The organism is Achromobacter sp. ACM03 (genome assembly GCF_014851665.1).
In the GTDB taxonomy this organism is placed as follows: Bacteria; Pseudomonadota; Gammaproteobacteria; order Burkholderiales; family Burkholderiaceae_B; genus Achromobacter; species Achromobacter aegrifaciens.
In genome coordinates, this window is the sequence record NZ_JACVAD010000011.1 from 151,225 (window position 1) to 169,634 (window position 18,410).

The 18,410-nt window shown below is 65.8% G+C and carries 17 protein-coding genes; 14 read left to right on the plus strand and 3 right to left on the minus strand.

The window, feature by feature from the left end:
• Positions 1-299: 299 nt before the first annotated feature.
• From IB257_RS30330 to ompA, 3 genes are all read right to left on the minus strand, one after another.
• Entirely contained in the window at positions 300-974 is a 675-nt protein-coding gene (locus IB257_RS30330) for an HAD-IA family hydrolase (RefSeq protein ID WP_054450877.1), read from the minus strand.
• Positions 971-1,696, minus strand: coding sequence for a bifunctional 2-polyprenyl-6-hydroxyphenol methylase/3-demethylubiquinol 3-O-methyltransferase UbiG (gene ubiG, locus IB257_RS30335; RefSeq protein WP_054450880.1), 726 nt, complete (start codon positions 1,694-1,696; stop codon positions 971-973). The genes IB257_RS30330 and ubiG overlap by 4 nt, the downstream gene beginning before the upstream one ends.
• A gap of 160 nt (positions 1,697-1,856) precedes the next feature.
• Positions 1,857-2,438: an outer membrane protein OmpA gene (gene ompA, locus IB257_RS30340; protein WP_013392385.1), complete on the minus strand. Its 582-nt coding sequence runs from the start codon at positions 2,436-2,438 to the stop codon at positions 1,857-1,859.
• A gap of 414 nt (positions 2,439-2,852) precedes the next feature.
• Here ompA and gyrA point away from each other — a divergent pair, with 414 nt between their 5' ends.
• From gyrA to IB257_RS30410, 14 genes are all read left to right on the plus strand, one after another.
• Positions 2,853-5,522, plus strand: a complete 2,670-nt coding sequence (gyrA, locus tag IB257_RS30345) for a DNA gyrase subunit A (RefSeq protein WP_192493288.1) — start codon at positions 2,853-2,855, stop codon at positions 5,520-5,522.
• Entirely contained in the window at positions 5,522-6,652 is a 1,131-nt protein-coding gene (serC, locus tag IB257_RS30350; RefSeq protein ID WP_192493289.1) for a 3-phosphoserine/phosphohydroxythreonine transaminase, read from the plus strand. Before gyrA ends, serC begins: the two co-directional genes overlap by 1 nt.
• Positions 6,645-7,730: a prephenate dehydratase gene (pheA, locus tag IB257_RS30355; protein WP_054450886.1), complete on the plus strand. Its 1,086-nt coding sequence runs from the start codon at positions 6,645-6,647 to the stop codon at positions 7,728-7,730. Before serC ends, pheA begins: the two co-directional genes overlap by 8 nt.
• An 11-nt stretch (positions 7,731-7,741) precedes the next feature.
• Complete coding sequence (gene hisC / locus IB257_RS30360; protein WP_054451323.1) at positions 7,742-8,863, plus strand: histidinol-phosphate transaminase; 1,122 nt, start codon at positions 7,742-7,744, stop codon at positions 8,861-8,863.
• On the plus strand, positions 8,860-9,762 hold the full coding sequence (locus tag IB257_RS30365; RefSeq protein ID WP_054450889.1) for a prephenate dehydrogenase/arogenate dehydrogenase family protein: 903 nt from the start codon (positions 8,860-8,862) through the stop codon (positions 9,760-9,762). Before hisC ends, IB257_RS30365 begins: the two co-directional genes overlap by 4 nt.
• 5 nt (positions 9,763-9,767) lie before the next feature.
• Complete coding sequence (gene aroA / locus IB257_RS30370) at positions 9,768-11,090, plus strand: 3-phosphoshikimate 1-carboxyvinyltransferase (RefSeq protein ID WP_119450902.1); 1,323 nt, start codon at positions 9,768-9,770, stop codon at positions 11,088-11,090.
• A 13-nt stretch (positions 11,091-11,103) separates the two neighbouring features.
• Positions 11,104-11,793: a (d)CMP kinase gene (cmk, locus tag IB257_RS30375; protein WP_054450894.1), complete on the plus strand. Its 690-nt coding sequence runs from the start codon at positions 11,104-11,106 to the stop codon at positions 11,791-11,793.
• A gap of 197 nt (positions 11,794-11,990) precedes the next feature.
• Positions 11,991-13,703, plus strand: coding sequence for a 30S ribosomal protein S1 (rpsA, locus tag IB257_RS30380; protein ID WP_026382780.1), 1,713 nt, complete (start codon positions 11,991-11,993; stop codon positions 13,701-13,703).
• Between the two features lie 3 nt (positions 13,704-13,706).
• Positions 13,707-14,066 (plus strand): integration host factor subunit beta, encoded by a 360-nt coding sequence (locus IB257_RS30385; RefSeq protein WP_013392394.1) that lies wholly within the window; start codon positions 13,707-13,709, stop codon positions 14,064-14,066.
• Positions 14,067-14,205: 139 nt separating this feature from the next.
• Positions 14,206-14,520: a lipopolysaccharide assembly LapA domain-containing protein gene (locus IB257_RS30390; protein ID WP_013392395.1), complete on the plus strand. Its 315-nt coding sequence runs from the start codon at positions 14,206-14,208 to the stop codon at positions 14,518-14,520.
• Positions 14,521-14,578: 58 nt separating this feature from the next.
• The gene (lapB, locus tag IB257_RS30395) at positions 14,579-15,793 is read left to right on the plus strand and encodes a lipopolysaccharide assembly protein LapB (protein WP_192493290.1); all 1,215 of its coding nucleotides are present in this window, start codon (positions 14,579-14,581) and stop codon (positions 15,791-15,793) included.
• Positions 15,790-16,731, plus strand: coding sequence for a D-glycero-beta-D-manno-heptose-7-phosphate kinase (rfaE1, locus tag IB257_RS30400; RefSeq protein WP_054450899.1), 942 nt, complete (start codon positions 15,790-15,792; stop codon positions 16,729-16,731). Before lapB ends, rfaE1 begins: the two co-directional genes overlap by 4 nt.
• Complete coding sequence (gene rfaD / locus IB257_RS30405; RefSeq protein ID WP_054450903.1) at positions 16,728-17,717, plus strand: ADP-glyceromanno-heptose 6-epimerase; 990 nt, start codon at positions 16,728-16,730, stop codon at positions 17,715-17,717. Before rfaE1 ends, rfaD begins: the two co-directional genes overlap by 4 nt.
• Positions 17,718-17,894: 177 nt before the next feature.
• Positions 17,895-18,389, plus strand: a complete 495-nt coding sequence (locus IB257_RS30410; protein ID WP_119450900.1) for a helix-hairpin-helix domain-containing protein — start codon at positions 17,895-17,897, stop codon at positions 18,387-18,389.
• Positions 18,390-18,410: the final 21 nt, after the last annotated feature.

Here is an 18,410-nt window from a genome sequence, read left to right on the forward strand (position 1 = left end):
GCGTTGTGGGCGGTCTAAAAAAGGTCAGGTGTGCGCCGGCCTGAATGCCGGGCAGAGCAACGGGGCCGAAGGGCGCCGTGGCAGGGATCAGTGGCGGACGGCGGTGTCCGCAACCTCCGGCATCAGCCGGAAAAGGCAATCGGGAAGCACCCGCATGCCTTGCATAAGCCACACTTTAAGTGACTTTGGTTTCAGGATAAAGGCCCTGGTTTCGGAAATATTGTTCGGGAAACTCAACTAATTTTCGCGAACAACAGCAAGACAGGAGCCGGGCCGCGTGGCGGCCCGGTCAGGCAGGCTTACCGCAGGTCGCTGGGCAGCAGCGGCTGGATGGCGGACCAGAGTTCCGCGGGGGAATTGGCGCAGGTTTCCGCTTCCCAGGCCGTGATGTTGTCGTCTTCGCCGACGTAGCCGTAAGCGGCCGCGACCGCCGGCATGCCCGCCGCGTGCGCGGCCTGGATGTCGCGCAGATCGTCGCCGACATAGACGCAACGGTCTACGGCGAAGCCGGCTTCGCGCGCGGCGTGCTGCAGCGGCAGCGGGTGCGGCTTGGCGTGAGCCGTGGTGTCGCCGCAGACCAGGACGGCGCTGTCGCGCGTCAGGTCCAGGTATTCGACGATGGGCAGGGTCAGATAGGTGACCTTGTTGGTCACGATGCCCCAGGACAGTCCGCGGTTGCGGATGTCCGCCAGCAGCGCTTCGATGCCGGGAAACAGCTTGCTGTGGACGGTGGAGCCGGCGGCGTAGTCTTCCAGGAACTGCAGACGGGTGGGCTCGTAGTCGGCGTCGCCCGGCTTCAGGTCCAGCGCCACGCGCAGCAGGCCGCGGGCGCCCTGGGATGCGACCGGGCGCAGGGCCTCGTACGGCATGGGTTCCAGTCCCTTGCGGGTGCGCTGGCGGTTGGCTGCGGCGGCCAGGTCGGGGGCGGTGTCGGCCAGCGTGCCGTCGAAGTCAAACAGGATCAGGGCGCTCATTTGCGGGTAGCCATCAGGTAATTGACCGAGGTGTCGGACGACAGGGTGTAGATCTGGGTGATCGGGTTGTATTCCATGCCGCGCATGCTGACCGGTTCCAGGTTGGCGCCGCGCGCGGCTGCCGACAGCTCGCTGGGCTTGATGAACTGGTCATAGCTGTGCGTGCCGCGCGGCAGCAGGCGCAGGACATATTCCGCGCCCACGATGGCGAACAGGAAGGACTTGGGATTGCGGTTCAGCGTCGAGAAGAACACCCAGCCGCCCGGTTTCACCAGGGTCGAGCAGGCGCGCACGATGGACGCCGGATCCGGCACGTGTTCCAGCATTTCCATGCAGGTCACCACGTCGTACTGGCCGGGTTGTTCCGCTGCGAGTTCCTCCACCGGAACCTTGCGGTACTCCACCTTCACGCCCGATTCCAGGCCATGCAGGCGAGCCACCTTCAGGGACTTGTCGGCCAGGTCGATGCCGGTCACCTCGGCGCCGCTGCGCGCCATGGCTTCGGACAGGATGCCGCCGCCGCAGCCCACGTCCAGCACCTTCTTGCCCGCCAGGCTGCCTGCGCATTCCTGGATCCATTCCAGCCGTAGCGGGTTGATGGCGTGCAGGGGCTTGAACTCGCTTTCGGGATCCCACCAGCGGCTGGCCAGGGCGCCGAACTTGTCGATTTCGGCCTGGTCGGCGTTGATGGGGCGGGCGGTATCGTGGGTTTGCGTAGTCATGGGCAGGTTCAGCGTAAGGCGACTCTATGACTCTATATATAGAGGGGTCCATCGCGCCGGGCGAGGGAGGGGCGGCGCAGCCCTGCACCGCTTTGGTGCGTGGCTGGCGAAAAAAAGGGCCTCGCTATGCGAGGCCCCCTTATTGTAGCTAGTCCAGCAATTACTTGCGGCTACCCACGATTTCGATCTCAACGCGACGGTTTTGGGCGCGGCCTTCCTTCGTCTTGTTGGAAGCGATCGGGTTCAGCTCACCCTTGCCTTCCGTGTAGATACGGTTCGGGTCGATACCCTTGCTGACCAGGTAGGTCTTGACCGAAGCGGCGCGGCGCTCGGACAGCTTCTGGTTGTAGGCTTCGGTACCGATCGAGTCGGTGTGGCCCACAGCAATGATGGTTTCGAGGTCGATACCGCGAGCTTGCTGGGCGACTTGGTCCAGCAGCTGACGGCCTTCGGGCTTCAGCGTCGACTTGTCGAAGTCGAAGAACGTGTCAGCATTGAACACGACCTTGGCCGCCATCGGGGCCGGCTTCGCCTTCTGTTGTGCAACCGGCACGCCGTCGCAACCGGGGATACCGGTGGCCGGGGTCCAGAATGCATCGCGCCAGCACAGTTCGTTCGTGCCGTTCTTCCAAACGTCACCGAACGGGTTGCGCCAGTTGTCCACGGTTTGCGCGGAAGCTACACCAGAGGCCGTGACGGCGGCGAAGGCGAGCGCCAGAGCGAATTTGGAGGGTTTGTTCATGTTTCTCCTCGTTGAGCTTGAAGCTGGATAAGTGACTCGCAGCGAACCCCCGCCGCATATCAGGAAAACGGGGCCAGTATAGCAACGCCAAGAGCTGGTTCAAAGGAATAGCTACTGGGTTTCCTGCGTGCTGGAAACAATCTTAAGGCATTTGGGGGGCTTTGGCTTCCCTGGAGAGGCGCATTGGCGCTGGATATGACGTTTTCGGCGCTCCTTCGGTTTTCCATGTTGGTTTTTGACAACAGGGCCGCGGGACGCGGGCGGACGCGCGGTTGGTCGCCGCCCCATATCTTCCCGTCCGGCCGGTCGAGGCGCCGCTTGGGGAGCGCCTTCTGACCGCCGCGGGAATCGGATGATAGAATTTCCTGTTTACCCGGCCCGGGTTCCTCCTTACACGATTCTGTCGTTATATATATGGATTCCTTTGCCAAGGAGACGCTTCCGGTATCGCTGGAAGAAGAGATGCGCCGCAGTTACCTCGATTACGCGATGAGCGTGATCGTCGGGCGGGCGCTACCGGATGTGCGGGACGGCCTCAAGCCTGTCCACCGGCGCGTGCTCTACGCGATGCACGAACTGAACAACGACTGGAACCGCGCCTATAAGAAGTCGGCGCGTATCGTCGGGGACGTCATCGGTAAATACCACCCCCACGGCGACCAGTCCGTCTACGACACCATCGTCCGCATGGCGCAGGATTTCTCCATGCGCTACATGCTGGTCGACGGCCAGGGCAACTTCGGCTCGATCGACGGCGACAACGCCGCGGCGATGCGTTACACCGAAATTCGCCTGGCCAAGATCGCCCACGAATTGCTGGCCGACATCGACCAGGAAACGGTGGACTTCGGCCCCAATTACGACGGCAGCGAACAAGAACCGCTGCTGTTGCCGTCGCGCCTGCCCAACCTGCTGGTCAACGGCAGCTCGGGCATCGCGGTGGGCATGGCCACCAATATTCCGCCCCACAACCTCCAGGAAGTGGTCGACGGCTGCCTGCACTGCCTGCGCAATCCGGGCTGCTCGGTCGATGAGCTCATGGAGCTCATCCCGGCCCCCGATTTCCCCACTGGCGGCATCATCTACGGCATGTCCGGCGTGCGCGAAGGCTATCGCACCGGTCGCGGCCGCGTCATCATGCGCGCCAAGACCCACTTCGAGGACATGGAGAAGGGCAACCGTCAGGCCATCGTGGTCGACGCGATCCCCTACCAGGTCAACAAGAAGACGCTGCAGGAACGCATCGCCGAGCTCGTCAACGACAAGAAGATCGAAGGCATCTCGGACATCCGCGACGAGTCCGACAAGGACGGGATGCGCCTGGTCATCGAGCTCAAGCGCGGCGAGGTTCCCGAGGTTGTCCTGAACAACCTCTACAAGAACACGCAGCTGCAAGATACCTTCGGGATGAACCTGGTGGCGCTGGTCGATGGCCAGCCCCGCCTGCTCAACCTGAAGCAGATGATCGACTACTTCCTGCAGCATCGCCGCGAAGTGGTCACGCGCCGCACGGTGTTCCAGCTGCGCAAGGCCCGCGAACGCGGCCACGTACTGGAAGGCCTGGCCGTCGCGCTTGCCAACATCGACGATTTCATCGCCATCATCAAGGCAGCTCCGACCCCGCCGGTCGCGCGCCAGGAACTGATGGCGAAGTCGTGGGATTCGTCGCTGGTGCGCGAAATGCTGTCGCGCGCCGACGGCGACACGCCGGGAGGCCGCGCGGCCTTCCGTCCGGACGACCTGGGCGCCGAGTTCGGCCTCCAGGGCGACGGCCTGTACCGTCTGAGCGACACGCAGGCCCAGGAAATCCTGAACATGCGCCTGCAACGCCTGACCGGGCTGGAGCAGGACAAGATCGTCGGCGAATACAAGGACATCATGTCCACCATCGCCGACCTGCTGGATATCCTGGCGCGTCCTGAGCGCATCACCACGATCATTGGCGAAGAGCTGCAGGCCATCAAGGCGGAGTTCTCGACCGGCGCGAAGGATACGCGCCGCTCGGAAATCGAACTCAACGCCACCGAGCTCGACACCGAAGACCTGATCACGCCGACCGACATGGTCGTGACCCTGTCGCACGGCGGCTACATCAAGAGCCAGCCGCTGTCCGAGTACCGCTCGCAAAAGCGCGGCGGACGCGGCAAGCAGGCCACGGCCATGAAGGAAAACGACTGGATCGACCAGTTGTTCATCGCCAACACGCACGACTTCCTGCTGTGCTTCTCCAACCGCGGCCGCGTGTACTGGCTGAAGGTCTGGGAAGTGCCGCAAGGCACGCGCAACTCGCGCGGCAAGCCCATCGTCAACATGTTCCCGTTGGCCGAAGGCGAGAAGATCACCGTGGTGCTGCCCGTCAAGGAATTCAGCGAAGACCACTACGTCTTCATGGCGACCTCGCGCGGCACGGTCAAGAAGACCCCGCTGTCCGACTTCTCCAACCCGCGCAAGGCCGGCATCATCGCCGTGGACCTGGACGACGGCGACTACCTGATCGGCGCCGACCTGACCGACGGCCAGCATGACGTCATGCTGTTCTCGGACGCCGGCAAGGCCGTGCGCTTCGACGAGAACGACGTGCGTCCGATGGGCCGCAACGCCCGCGGCGTGCGCGGCATGATGCTGGAAGACACCCAGACCGTCATCGCGCTGCTGGTGGCTGGCGACGAAACGCAAAGCGTGCTGACCGCCACCGAAAACGGCTACGGCAAGCGCACCCCGATCACCGAGTACACGCGTCACGGCCGCGGCACCAAGGGCATGATCGCCATCCAGACCAGCTCGCGCAACGGCAAGGTCGTGGGCGCGGTGCTGGTCATGCCTTCGGACGAGATCATGCTGATCACGACCGGCGGCGTGCTGGTGCGCACCCGCGTCTCTGAAATCCGCGAAATGGGCCGCGCCACGCAAGGCGTCACGCTCATCAACGTCGACGACGGCAGCTCTCTGTCCGGCGTGCGCCGCGTCGTGGAAAGCGATGCGGACGATGACGGCGACCTGGGCGAAGACGGCCAGGACGCGGACGGCGGCGACGACAACGGCGCTGCGGACTCGACGGATTCGACGGAACCTACGGAGCAATAATGGCCCGCCCCTGGAACTTCTCGGCAGGCCCCTCGGCCTTGCCCGAGGTGGTGCTGCAGCAAGCCGCTGCGGAAATGCTGGACTGGCACGGCAGCGGCATGTCCGTGATGGAAATGAGCCATCGCGGCAAGCATTTTGTGCAGATCTGCGATGAAGCAGAGTCCGATCTGCGCGACCTGCTCGGACTGCCGGCGGACTACGCCGTCATGTTCATGCAGGGCGGCGGTTCCGGGGAAAACGCCATCGTTCCCATGAATCTCATGGGACGCCGCGGTACGCCGGCGGCCGACTTCGTCGTGACGGGCCATTGGTCCAAGCGTTCGTACAAGGAAGCCGGCCGCTACGGCAGCACCCATGTGGCGGCAAGCAGCGAGCAGGCCATCCAGCTGGATGGCCGCGAGCAGGCGCCGCTGACCTGGGTGCCGCCGGTCGATACCTGGCAAGTGCGCCAGGATTCGGCCTATCTGCACCTGTGCAGCAATGAAACCATCGGCGGCGTCGAGTTCTTGGACTGGCCCGACACCGCCGTGCTGGGCGCGCCCGACGTGCCGCTGGTCGTCGACGCGTCCTCGCATTTCCTGTCGCGTCCGATGGACGTGACGCGCTGCGGCATGATGTACGCCGGCGCGCAAAAGAATGCCGGCCCGGCGGGCGTGACCATGGTCATCGCGCGCCGCGACCTGATCGGCCACGCCTTGCCGATCTGCCCGTCCGCGTTCGATTACGCCAACGTGGCCGCGGAGCATTCGCGCTACAACACGCCGCCCACCTTCGCCATCTACGTCGCCGGCCTGGTCTTCAAGTGGGTCAAGGCCAATGGCGGCGTGGCCGGCATGGAAGCCGCGAACAAGGCCAAGGCCGATCTGCTGTACGGCTATCTGGACAGCACCAGCTTCTACCGCAATCCCATCCACGCACCGGTGCGCTCGCGCATGAACGTGCCGTTCGTGCTGCGCGACGAATCGCTCAACGACGCCTTCCTGCAAGGCGCGGACGCGGCCGGCCTGACGCAGCTCAAGGGCCACAAGAGCGTGGGCGGCATGCGCGCCTCGATCTACAACGCGGTGCCCCTGGCTGGGGTCACGGCGCTGGTCGAGTACCTCAAGGAATTCGAGCGTCGCTATGGATGACGATCTGCAGCGCAAGCTGCTCCCCTTGCGTCAGCGCATCGACGCGTTGGACGCCCAGATCCTCGACCTCCTGACGCAGCGCGCAAGCGCCGCGCTGGAAGTGGGCGAGGCCAAGCACGCCGCGAATGCCGATGGCCCCGTGCTGCGCCCCGAGCGCGAAGCCGAGGTCATCCGCCGCCTGCAGCAGACCAATCCCGGCCCGTTCCCGAACGCTGGCGTGGCCGCGGTCTGGACCGAAATCATCTCGGCCTGCCGCGGCCTGGAGCGCGGCATGACGGTCGCCTTCCTGGGACCGCAGGGCTCGTTCTCGGAACAGGCGGCGCAGGAGCATTTCGGCCACGCCGTGCAGAAGCTGCCTTGCGCTTCGTTTGACGAAGTCTTCCGCGCCGTCGAGGCGGGGCAGGCCGACGTCGGCATGGTTCCGGTCGAAAACTCCACCGAAGGCGCGGTCAACCGCAGCCTGGACCTGCTGCTGAACACGCCGCTGAAGATTCTGGGCGAGCGTTCGTTGGTCATTCGCCATTGCCTGATGTCGCAGTCCGGCAGCATGGACGGCATCAAGACGATTTCCGCGCATCCGCAGGCGCTGGCCCAGTGCCAGGGCTGGCTCACGCGCAACTATCCCGATGTGGCCCGCGTGGCCGCGTCCAGCAATTCCGAGGCCGCGCGCGCTGCCGCGGGCGACCCGAGCATCGCGGCGATCGCCGGTGAAGTGGCGGCGCCCGCCTGGAACCTGCAGATCGTGGCCGCGGGCATTCAGGACGACCCACATAACCGCACGCGCTTCCTGGCGATCGGCAACATCGAGCCGCTGGTCAGCGGCAAGGACAAGACCAGCCTGATCCTGGCCGTGCCGAACCGCGCTGGCGCCGTCTACGAAATGCTGGCGCCGCTGGCGGCCAATGGCGTGTCCATGACGCGCTTCGAGTCGCGGCCGGCCCGCACCGGCCAGTGGGAATACTATTTCTATGTGGACGTCCTGGGTCACCGCAATGACCCGAACGTCGAACGCGCCCTGGCCGCCTTGCAGGCGCAGGTTGCCTACCTGAAAGTGCTGGGTTCCTACCCGGCGCCGTGAGCCCTTCCGACATGACCACCGCATCCAAGCCCCTCGTTGCTCCGGCGCACGTCAGCGCCATCGCGCCTTACCAGGCCGGCAAGCCCATCGAAGAACTGGCCCGCGAATTCGGGCTGGACCCGGCCGGGATCGTCAAACTGGCGTCCAATGAAAACCCGCTGGGCATGCCCAAGTCGGCGCGCGAGGCGATGCTGGCCGCGGCCGAGTCGCTGGCGCGCTATCCCGATCCCAACGGCTTCGACCTGAAGTCGGCGCTGGCTGAACGCTACGGCGTGCCGATGAGCTGGGTCACGCTGGGCAACGGCTCCAACGACATCCTGGAAATCGCGGCGCTGGCGCTGCTGGAGCCGGGCGTGTCGGCGGTCTATGCGCAGCACTCGTTCGCGGTCTACCGCCTGGCCACCCAGGCGCGCGGCGCCCGCCACATCGTGGTGCCGGCCAAGGACTACGGGCATGACCTGGATGCGATGTTCGATGCCATCGCCGACGATACGCGGCTGCTGTTCATCGCCAACCCGAACAACCCCACCGGCACCTTCGTGCCGGGCGACCAGGTCGCGGCCTTCCTGGAGCGCGTCCACGCCGCCCACGGCGATCGCGTGACGGTGGTCCTGGACGAGGCCTACAACGAGTACCTCGATCCCGAGTTCCGCTTCGACAGCACCGCGCTGGTGCGCCGCTATCCCAACCTGATCGTGTCGCGCACCTTCTCCAAGGCCTACGGCCTGGCGGGGCTGCGCGTGGGCTTCGCGGTGGCGCAGCCGGCCCTGACGGATCTGCTGAATCGCGTGCGCCAGCCGTTCAACGTCAATACGCTGGCGCAGGCCGCGGCCATCGCCGCGTTGCGCGACGCGGCCTACCTGGAAGAGGCCTATGCCTCCAACAAGGCGGGCAAGGCGCAGCTGTGCGCCGCGTTCGAGCGCCTGAAGCTGCGCTACGTGCCCAGCTACGGCAACTTCGTGCTGGTGCATGTGGGCGACGCCCCGCGCATCAACCTGGAGCTGCTCAAGCGCGGCGTGATCGTGCGCCCGGTTGCCGGCGACGGCTTGCCGGAGTGGCTGCGGGTGTCCATCGGACTGCCGCAGGAAAACGAGCGGTTCATCGAAGCCTTGAGCGCCATCCTGTCCGCATGAACGACGCGTCACCGAAATCCGATCAGGGGGCCGCTGGCCCCCTGATTCCTGTATTGGCCGTAGTAGGCGTGGGCCTGATCGGCGGATCCTTCGCCGCGGCCTTGCGCCGGGCGGGGCAGGTGGGCCGGGTGCTTGGGGTAGGGCGCAACGCGCAATCGCTGGCCCGCGCCGTTGAACTAGGGCTGATCGACGAAGCCGCTTCCGCAGAGGATGCCGCGGCGCGCGCCGATCTGATCCTGCTGGCGACGCCAGTGGGCGGGCTGGGCGACGTGCTGTCGCGCATGCGCGCGCATCTGCGCCCCGATACCGTGCTGACGGATGGGGGCAGTACCAAGGCCGAAGTGGTCGAGGCCGCACGCGCCGCCCTGGGCGACCGGATCGCGCAGTTCGTGCCTGGCCATCCCATCGCCGGCGCGGAGCGCACCGGACCGGAGGCGGCCGATGCCGACCTGTACCGCAAGCGCACCGTCATCCTGACGCCGCTGGCCGAGAATGGCGCGGCCTCGCTGGAGCTGGTGCGCCGGGCATGGCAGGCTTGCGGGGCGGACGTGATCGACATGGACGCCGACGCCCATGACCGCGTGCTGGCTTCGGTCAGCCATTTGCCGCATCTGCTATCGGCGGTGTACATGGAGCAAGTGGCCGAGGCCACCGATGCTTCCACGCGCCTGGCGCTGGCGGGCAGCGGCTTTCGCGACTTCACGCGCATCGCCGCGGGTTCGCCCGAGATGTGGCGCGACATTTTTCTGTCCAACCGCGACGCCATGCTGGCCGAACTGGCCGACGTGCGCACGGTGCTGGATCGTGCCGAACGCGCTATTGCCGATGGCGATGGCGCGGCTTTGCTGACGCTGCTGGACACGGCGGCCCGCGCCCGCCGCAACTGGCGCAAGGAGTAGCTGACATGGGCGCTTTGCCTTATCTCGATCTGCCGCGCGTGCGGCAAGCGCGGGGCGTGATGGCCCTGCCGGGTTCCAAGAGCATTTCCAACCGCGTGCTGCTGCTGTCCGCCATCGCCGAGGGCAGCACCGTCATCACCGGTTTGCTGGATTCCGACGACACCCGCGTCATGCTAGGCGCCTTGCGCCAGCTGGGCGTGCAGGTGTCGGAACTGGAGGCGGGCAGTGTCACGGTGCAGGGCGTGCGCCGCTTTCCGGTGGAAAGCGCCGACCTGTTCATGGGCAACGCCGGCACCGCGATCCGGCCGCTGACCGCGGCGCTGGCGCTTATGGGCGGCGATTACCGCCTGTCGGGCGTGCCGCGCATGCACGAGCGCCCCATTGGCGACCTGGTCGACGCGCTCAAGGGCTTGGGCGCCAGCATCGATTACCTGGGCCAGCCTGGCTATCCGCCCCTGCATATCGGCCGCGGCGACATCGCGGCGGACGCGGTCACGCGCGTGCAGGGTTCGGTGTCCAGCCAGTTCCTGACTGCCTTGCTGATGGCCGCGCCGCTGCAGGCGGGCCGCAGCGGCAAGCCGGTCACGATCGAAGTGCTGGGCGAGCTCATCTCCAAGCCGTACATCGAGATCACGTTGAACCTGATGGCGCGCTTCGGCGTGCAGGTGCGGCGCGACGGTTGGAGCCGTTTCGTCATCGACGGCGGGGCGGCCTATCGCAGCCCCGGGCAGATCGCGGTCGAAGGCGACGCCTCGACGGCTTCCTATTTCCTGGCGCTGGGCGCGATCGGCGGCGGGCCGCTGCGCGTGACCGGCGTGGGCGCGGACAGCATCCAGGGCGACGTCGCCTTTGCCGGCACGCTGGCCGACATGGGCGCCACCGTGACCTACGGTCCCGACTGGATCGAGGTGACGGGCGCGCGCGTCGCCCAGGGCGAACGCCTGAAGGCCTTCGACACCGATTTCAACCTGATCCCGGACGCCGCCATGACCGCGGCCGCCCTGGCGCTGTACGCCGACGGCCCGTGCCGCCTGCGCAACATCGGCAGTTGGCGCGTCAAGGAAACCGACCGCATCCACGCCATGCAGACCGAACTGGAAAAGCTGGGCGCGCAGGTGGAATCGGGGCCGGATTGGCTGCGCGTGACGCCGCCGGCGCAGGATGCCTGGCGCGATGCGCACATCGGCACCTGGGACGACCACCGCATGGCAATGTGCTTTTCGCTGGCGGCTTTCGGGCCGGCGGCCGTCCGTATTCTCGACCCGGGCTGCGTCAGCAAGACCTTCCCGGGTTACTTTGATGTTTACGCGGGCCTGGTAGCGGCCTAGCGAAGAATCGCCCATGACTTCGATTTCCCCTGCAACTTCCTCCACTGTCCCCGTCATCACCATCGACGGCCCCACCGCGTCCGGCAAGGGCACGGTGGCCCACCGCGTCGCCAAGGCCCTGGGCTGGGCCGTGCTCGACAGCGGCGCGCTCTATCGCCTGACCGCGCTGGCGGCGCTCAACCGCGGCTTGTCCCCCGAGGACGAGCCCGCCGTGGCGCGCGTGGCCGAAACCCTGGATGTGCGTTTCGAAGGGCCTCATGTCTACCTCGAGGGCGTGGATGTCGGCCACGATATCCGTCGCGAGGAAGTCGGCAACTTCGCCTCGCGCGTGGCCGCCTTCCCGGGCGTGCGCCAGGCGCTGCTCGAGCGCCAGCGCGCCTTCCGGCTGGCTCCGGGCCTGGTTGCGGACGGGCGCGACATGGGTACGGTGGTGTTTCCCGATGCGCCCCTGAAGGTCTTCCTGGTAGCCGATGTGGTCGCGCGGGCGCAGAGGCGCTGTAAGCAGTTGATCGAAAAGGGAATTTCTGCTAATCTTGATGACCTCCTACGGGATATGCGCGAGCGGGACGCCCGCGATATGGGGCGGACTACCGCTCCCTTGGCTCCCGCAGCGGATGCACACGTGCTGGATTCGTCTGATTTGACGATTGCAGAAACGGTGCAGGCAATACTGGATTTCTGGAAGAACGCCGCCGCGGATTGAATTACCGGTCCCGGACTTTTCTCTCGAATCCTCCGCAGTTTTCTGTTTTTTTTATCGGCCCTGTTCAAGCCAGGCGCAGCCCCCACGGGACACCCCGCAAGGGTAAACCGGCAAGCAGGCATTTTGACTCCACTGTGGCGGGCAATCCGCTGCGGTGTGTTTTTAACGGCCATTTCGGCCCAATGGATTTCAACCCCATGTCTTCCGTTTCCACTACCGCCACCGGCGGCGAAAGCTTCGCCGACCTTTTCGCACAAAGCCTCAAGAGCCAGGACATGAAGTCCGGCGAGGTCATCAGCGCCGAAGTCGTGCGCGTCGACCACAACTTCGTCGTCGTCAACGCCGGCCTGAAGTCCGAAGCGCTGATCCCCCTGGAAGAGTTCCTGAACGACCAGGGCGAGCTCGAAGTGCAACCTGGCGATTTCGTCTCGGTGGCCATCGATTCCCTGGAAAACGGCTACGGCGACACCATCCTGTCGCGTGACCGCGCCAAGCGCCTGTCGGCCTGGCTGCAACTGGAAAAGGCCCTGGAAAACGGCGAACTGGTTACCGGCACCATCACCGGCAAGGTGAAGGGCGGCCTGACCGTCATGACCAACGGCATCCGCGCGTTCCTGCCGGGTTCGCTGGTGGACCTGCGTCCGGTCAAGGACACCACCCCGTACGAAGGCAAGACCCTCGAATTCAAGGTCATCAAGCTCGACCGCAAGCGCAACAACGTCGTTCTGTCGCGTCGCCAGGTGCTGGAAGCCAGCATGGGCGAAGAGCGCCAGAAGCTGCTCGAAACCCTGCACGAAGGTGCTGTGGTCAAGGGCGTGGTCAAGAACATCACCGACTACGGCGCGTTCGTGGACCTGGGCGGCATCGACGGCCTGCTGCACATCACCGACATGGCCTGGCGCCGTGTGCGTCACCCCTCCGAAGTCCTGCAAGTGGGTCAGGAAGTCGAAGCCAAGGTGCTCAAGTTCGACCAGGAAAAGAGCCGCGTCTCCCTGGGCGTCAAGCAGCTGGGCGAAGATCCGTGGGTGGGCCTGGCTCGCCGCTACCCGCAAGGCACCCGCCTGTTCGGCAAGGTCACCAACCTGACCGACTACGGCGCGTTCGTTGAAGTCGAAGCCGGCATCGAAGGCCTGGTGCACGTCTCCGAAATGGACTGGACCAACAAGAACGTCGATCCGCGCAAGGTCGTGACCCTGGGCGAAGAAGTCGAAGTCATGGTCCTGGAAATCGACGAAGACCGTCGTCGCATCTCGCTGGGCATGAAGCAGTGCCGCCAGAACCCGTGGGAAGAGTTCGCCACCAACTTCAAGCGTGGTGACAAGGTCCGCGGCGCCATCAAGTCGATCACCGACTTCGGCGTGTTCGTCGGCCTGCCCGGCGGCATCGATGGCCTGGTTCACCTGTCCGACCTGTCGTGGACGGAAACCGGCGAAGAAGCCGTGCGCAACTTCAAGAAGGGCGACGAGATCGAAGCCGTGGTTCTGGGCATCGATACCGACAAGGAACGCATCTCGCTGGGCATCAAGCAGCTGGAAGGCGACCCCTTCAACAACTTCGTTGCCACGTTCGACAAGGGCGCCGTTGTTCCGGGCACCATCAAGTCGGTCGAAGCCAAGGGCGCTGTTGTCACGCTGTCCGTGGACGTTGAAGGCTACCTGCGCGCTTCCGAGATCTCCTCGGGCCGCGTTGAAGACGCCACCACCGTTCTGACCGCCGGCGAGAACATCGAAGCCATGATCGTCAACATCGACCGCAAGACGCGTTCGATCCAGCTGTCGATCAAGGCCCGCGACAACGCCGAAACCGCCGAAACGATCCAGCGCATGTCCGACGCCAGCGCTTCGTCCGGCACCACCAACCTCGGCGCGCTGCTGAAGGCCAAGCTGGACCAACAGCGCAACGACGGTTAATTCGTGACCAAGTCGGAGCTGATCGCCGCCTTGGCGGCCCGCTATCCTCAGCTGGCCGCCCGCGACACCGATTACGCGGTCAAGACCGTGCTCGACGCAATGACCCAGGCCCTGGCCTCGGGTCAGCGCATCGAGATCCGCGGTTTTGGCAGCTTCTCGCTGTCGCAGCGGTCTCCGCGCATCGGTCGCAATCCGAAATCCGGCGAACAGGTGCTGGTGCCTGGAAAACAGGTGCCGCACTTCAAGGCGGGCAAGGAATTGCGCGAGCGGGTGGACTTGGCCGGCGGCAATGACGAGGACGCTCAATCTTCTGGATCGAGTGAACCGATGCCGTCGATGGTGAGTCTGCACGCCATGCATTGACGGCACGGCAGTAAGGCCGCCTTCGGGCGGATCGGACCGAGAACCTAGCCCCTTGAGCAATCAAGGGGCTTTGTTTTTTGGCGCCAGGCGGGATCCGTCGCTTACAATTGATAGTCTTGAATTCTTTGGAGCATGCGCCATGCGCTACCTAGTCTGGGCCCTGCGATTGCTCGTGTTTGTTGCAGTATTGATGTTCGCGTTGAAAAACACGGATCCGGTCGCCGTGAAGTTCTACGCCGATTACGTGGTGCAGGACGTGCCCCTCATCGTTGTGATGCTGGTCGTGTTCGTCTTGGGCGCCTTGTTTGGCTTGTTGCTGACCGTGCCCGCCGCCATGCGCCGCCGCCGCGAAGCCATGCGCCTGCGCCGCGAGCTGGACCGTGTCCAGGCCGCCGTCGCCGGCACCACGCCCGCCGTGCCGCCGGAGGCCGTGGCCCCGATGTCGCCGCTGTGATGCCGTTGCGTCAGCACTGAATCCCTTTCCGCACTGAATTACCGCAAGAGCCCGCATAGTGGATTTTGAACCTTGGTGGTTGATTTTCGTGCCGGTATTGTTCGCGCTGGGCTGGCTGGCCGCGCGCTTCGATATCCGGCAAATGCTGCGGGAAACCCGCAGCCTGCCCGACTCCTATTTCCGCGGGCTGAACTTCCTGCTCAATGAAGAGCCGGACCGCGCCATCGACGCCTTCGTCGAAGTGGCCAAGCTGGACCCGGAAACCACCGAGCTGCACTTTGCGCTGGGCAGCCTGTTCCGCCGCCGGGGCGAAATGGAGCGCGCCATCCGCGTGCACCAGAGCCTCCTGAACCGTTCCGACCTGCCCGCCGCCGAACGCGAGCATGCGCAGCACGAGCTGGCGCAGGATTTCCTCAAGGCCGGCATGCTGGACCGCGCCGAACACGGCTTCGAGCAGCTCAAGGACACCCGCTACGCCTTGCCCGCGCTGCGTTCGCTGATCCGCATCTACGAATCCGAGCACGATTGGCCGCGCGCCATCGAAGCCGTGAAGACGCTGCAGGGCCTGGTCGACGAGCCGGTGCCGCAGCTCGTGCACTATTACTGCGAACAGGCGCAAACCGCGCTGTCGGCCAAGCCCGCCGACATCGACGCGGCCCACAAGGCGCTGGATGCCGCCGACCATGCCTTGTCGACCATCGATCCGGCGTCGAGCAAAGGCGCCATGGTGCGCACCGCCATGCTGCGCGCCCGCCTGGCCCTGATCGAACAGGACCCGAAGCGCGAACGCCTGTACCTGGAGTCGATCATGACCGACGCTCCCGAGTACGCTGGCCTGGTGGCCGAGCAGGTCCTGGCGAACTACCGCGCCGCCAATCAGGAAGCGGCCGGGCTCGACGTGCTGCAGAAGCAGTATGCGCGCCACGCGTCGCTGGACCTGTTCAACGTGCTGTTCCGCGAACTGCGCGCCCAGCAGGGCTCCGCGCCGTCATGGGCATTTGCCCGCAATGCCTTGCGCAGCCATCCGTCGCTGCTGGGGCTGGACCGTCTGCTGGAGGCCGAGCTGGCCAATCCGGAAAGCGGCGCCGAGCAGGCGCCAGTGCCGGGCGCCGACCTGACGTTGTTGCGCAGCCTGATCCACAAGCATACGCAGCGGCTGGACCGCTACGCATGCCGCAGTTGCGGTTTTCAGGCGCGTCGCTTTTACTGGCAATGTCCCGGCTGCAACGCCTGGGAAACCTACGCGCCGCGCCGCTTGGAAGAACTTGAATGAATGCATTTCCCGCCGAAGCCATTTCGCATAGCCGCGTCCTCGTGGTGGGCGATGTGATGCTGGACCGGTACTGGTTCGGCGAAGTCGAACGCATTTCGCCCGAAGCGCCGGTGCCCGTGGTACGCGTGGCGCGCCGCGAAGACCGCCTGGGCGGCGCGGCCAACGTCGCGCGCAACGTGGCGGCCCTGGGCGGCCATGTGACCTTGGTCGGCGTGCTGGGCGAAGACGAGGCGGGCGACAGCGTCCGGCGCTTGTCCGCCGAAGCCGGCATACAGGCCGAGCTGGTCGCCGATCCGTCCTTGCACACGACCTTGAAGATGCGCGTGCTGGGTCGCCAGCAGCAGCTGCTGCGCGTGGACTTCGAACAGCATCCGGCACAGGCCGCGCTGGACAACGTCGATGCCGCTTTCGCGCGCCATCTGGCCAACCACGACATCGTCGTGCTGTCCGACTATGCCAAGGGCGTGCTGGCGCGGGTCGAATCGCTGATCGCGCTGGCCCGCAACGCCGGCGTGCCGGTGCTGGTGGACCCGAAGGGCCACGATTACACCCGTTACCGCGGGGCGACGCTCGTCACCCCCAACCGCTCGGAAATGCAGGAGGCCGTGGGCCGCTGGAGTTCCGAGGCCGAACTCACCGATCGCGCGCAGCGCCTGCGCGCCGACCTGGATCTGGAAGCCTTGCTCGTGACCCGTTCCGAGCAGGGCATGACTTTGTTTACCGACGCGGGACGCGACCACATCGACGCGCAGGCGCACGAAGTGTTCGACGTGTCCGGCGCAGGCGACACCGTGCTGGCGACGCTGGCCGTGTCGCGCGCCATCGATCTGCCGTGGGTCGACGCGATGGGCTGGGCCAACAAGGCCGGCGGCATCGCCGTGGGCAAGCTTGGCACGTCCATCGTCACCGCCGCGGAATTGGCAGGAGAACTCTCATGATCGTCGTTACCGGAGCCGCGGGCTTCATAGGCAGCAACCTGGTGCGCGGGCTCAACCGCCGCGGCATCAAGGACATCATCGCGGTCGATGACCTGACCGAAGGCGACAAGTTCGTCAACCTGGTCGATTGCCAGATCGCGGACTACATGGACAAGGACGACTTCCGCCGCCGCGTCCTCGACGGCAGCCTGCGGGAAGTGCGTGCCGTGCTGCACCAGGGCGCGTGCTCGGACACGACCGAGCGCAACGGCCGCTACATGCTCGACAACAACTACCGCGTCACGCTGGAGCTGTTCGAGTTCTGCCAGGAGCGCCGCATTCCGTTCCTGTACGCCTCGTCGGCGGCGGTCTACGGCGGTTCCTCGATCTACGTGGAAGACCCCGCCAACGAAGGCCCGCTGAACGTCTATGGCTATTCCAAGCTGCTGTTCGATCAGGTCCTGCGCCAGCGCATGGACAGCCTGACCGCACAGGTGGTGGGCCTGCGCTACTTCAACGTCTACGGTCCGCACGAACAGCACAAGGGCCGCATGGCTTCGGTGGCGTTCCACAACATGAACCAGTTCCTGGAGCATGGGCACGTGCGCCTGTTCGCGGGCTGGGACGGCTACGTGGATGGCGGCCAGAGCCGCGACTTCATTTCCGTCGAAGACGTGGTCGCGGTCAACCTGCATTTCCTGGACCACCCCGAGCAGTCGGGCATTTTCAACTGCGGCACGGGCCGCGCGCAGCCCTTCAACGATGTGGCGGCCGGCGTGGTCAATGCGCTGCGCGCGGAGCGCGGCGAAGCCGAGCTGACGCTGGCGCAACTGGTGGAACTGGATCTGATCCGCTACATCCCGTTCCCGGACGACCTGAAAGGGCGCTATCAGAGCTACACGCAGGCCGATGTCACGCGCCTGCGCGCAGCGGGGTTCCAGGCGCCGATGCGCGATGTGCGGACCGGCGTCACCGAGTACGTGCGTTACTGGCGCGCCCGCAAGTAAGTCTGCGCCACTGCGCCGGGTCTGCAAGAAAAGCCACCGTTCGCGGTGGCTTTTTTTCGCCTGGCGGTTTGCCGGGGCGGATGTTTCCATTCACTGCGCCGCCGTGGCGGGGCGCGTCGCCCGCATGATCTGAGCGTGGCGTGACAGCCGTTGCGCCAGACTCCTGGGAGACCCTCCATGAATCCATTCCTTCAATCCGCCGCTGCCCACCCGGCCCCTTTTGCCAGATGGCGCAGGGTGCGCGCCACCCTTGCTTCCGGCGCCCGGCCGCGCCCTTTGCGGCAGGCCTTGGGCGCGCTGCTGGTAACGGCGGGCCTGGGCCTGGCCGCGCCGCAGGCGCACGCGGTGGACCTCAACCAGGCCAATGCCCAGCAGCTTGAAGGCGTCCGGGGCATCGGCCCGCGCATGGCGGAAATCATCATCAAGGAGCGCGAACGGGGCGGCAAGTTCGAATCCTTGAACGACCTGGCTGAACGCGTGCGCGGCATCGGCCCGAAGAAGGCGCAGGCCCTGCAAGAGGCCGGCCTGCAGGTGGCAGGGACGGGCCCTCAGGCCGGGCAGGGCGATACGGCGGCCAAGCCGGCGCAGGGCAAGCCGGCTGCGGGCAAGGCCGAAGCCAAATCCGAAGCGAAACCGGCGGCGTCCCAGCCCGCGGCCCGCGCCCGGCCCTGAGCGCGTCGCGCGCCGCGCGGG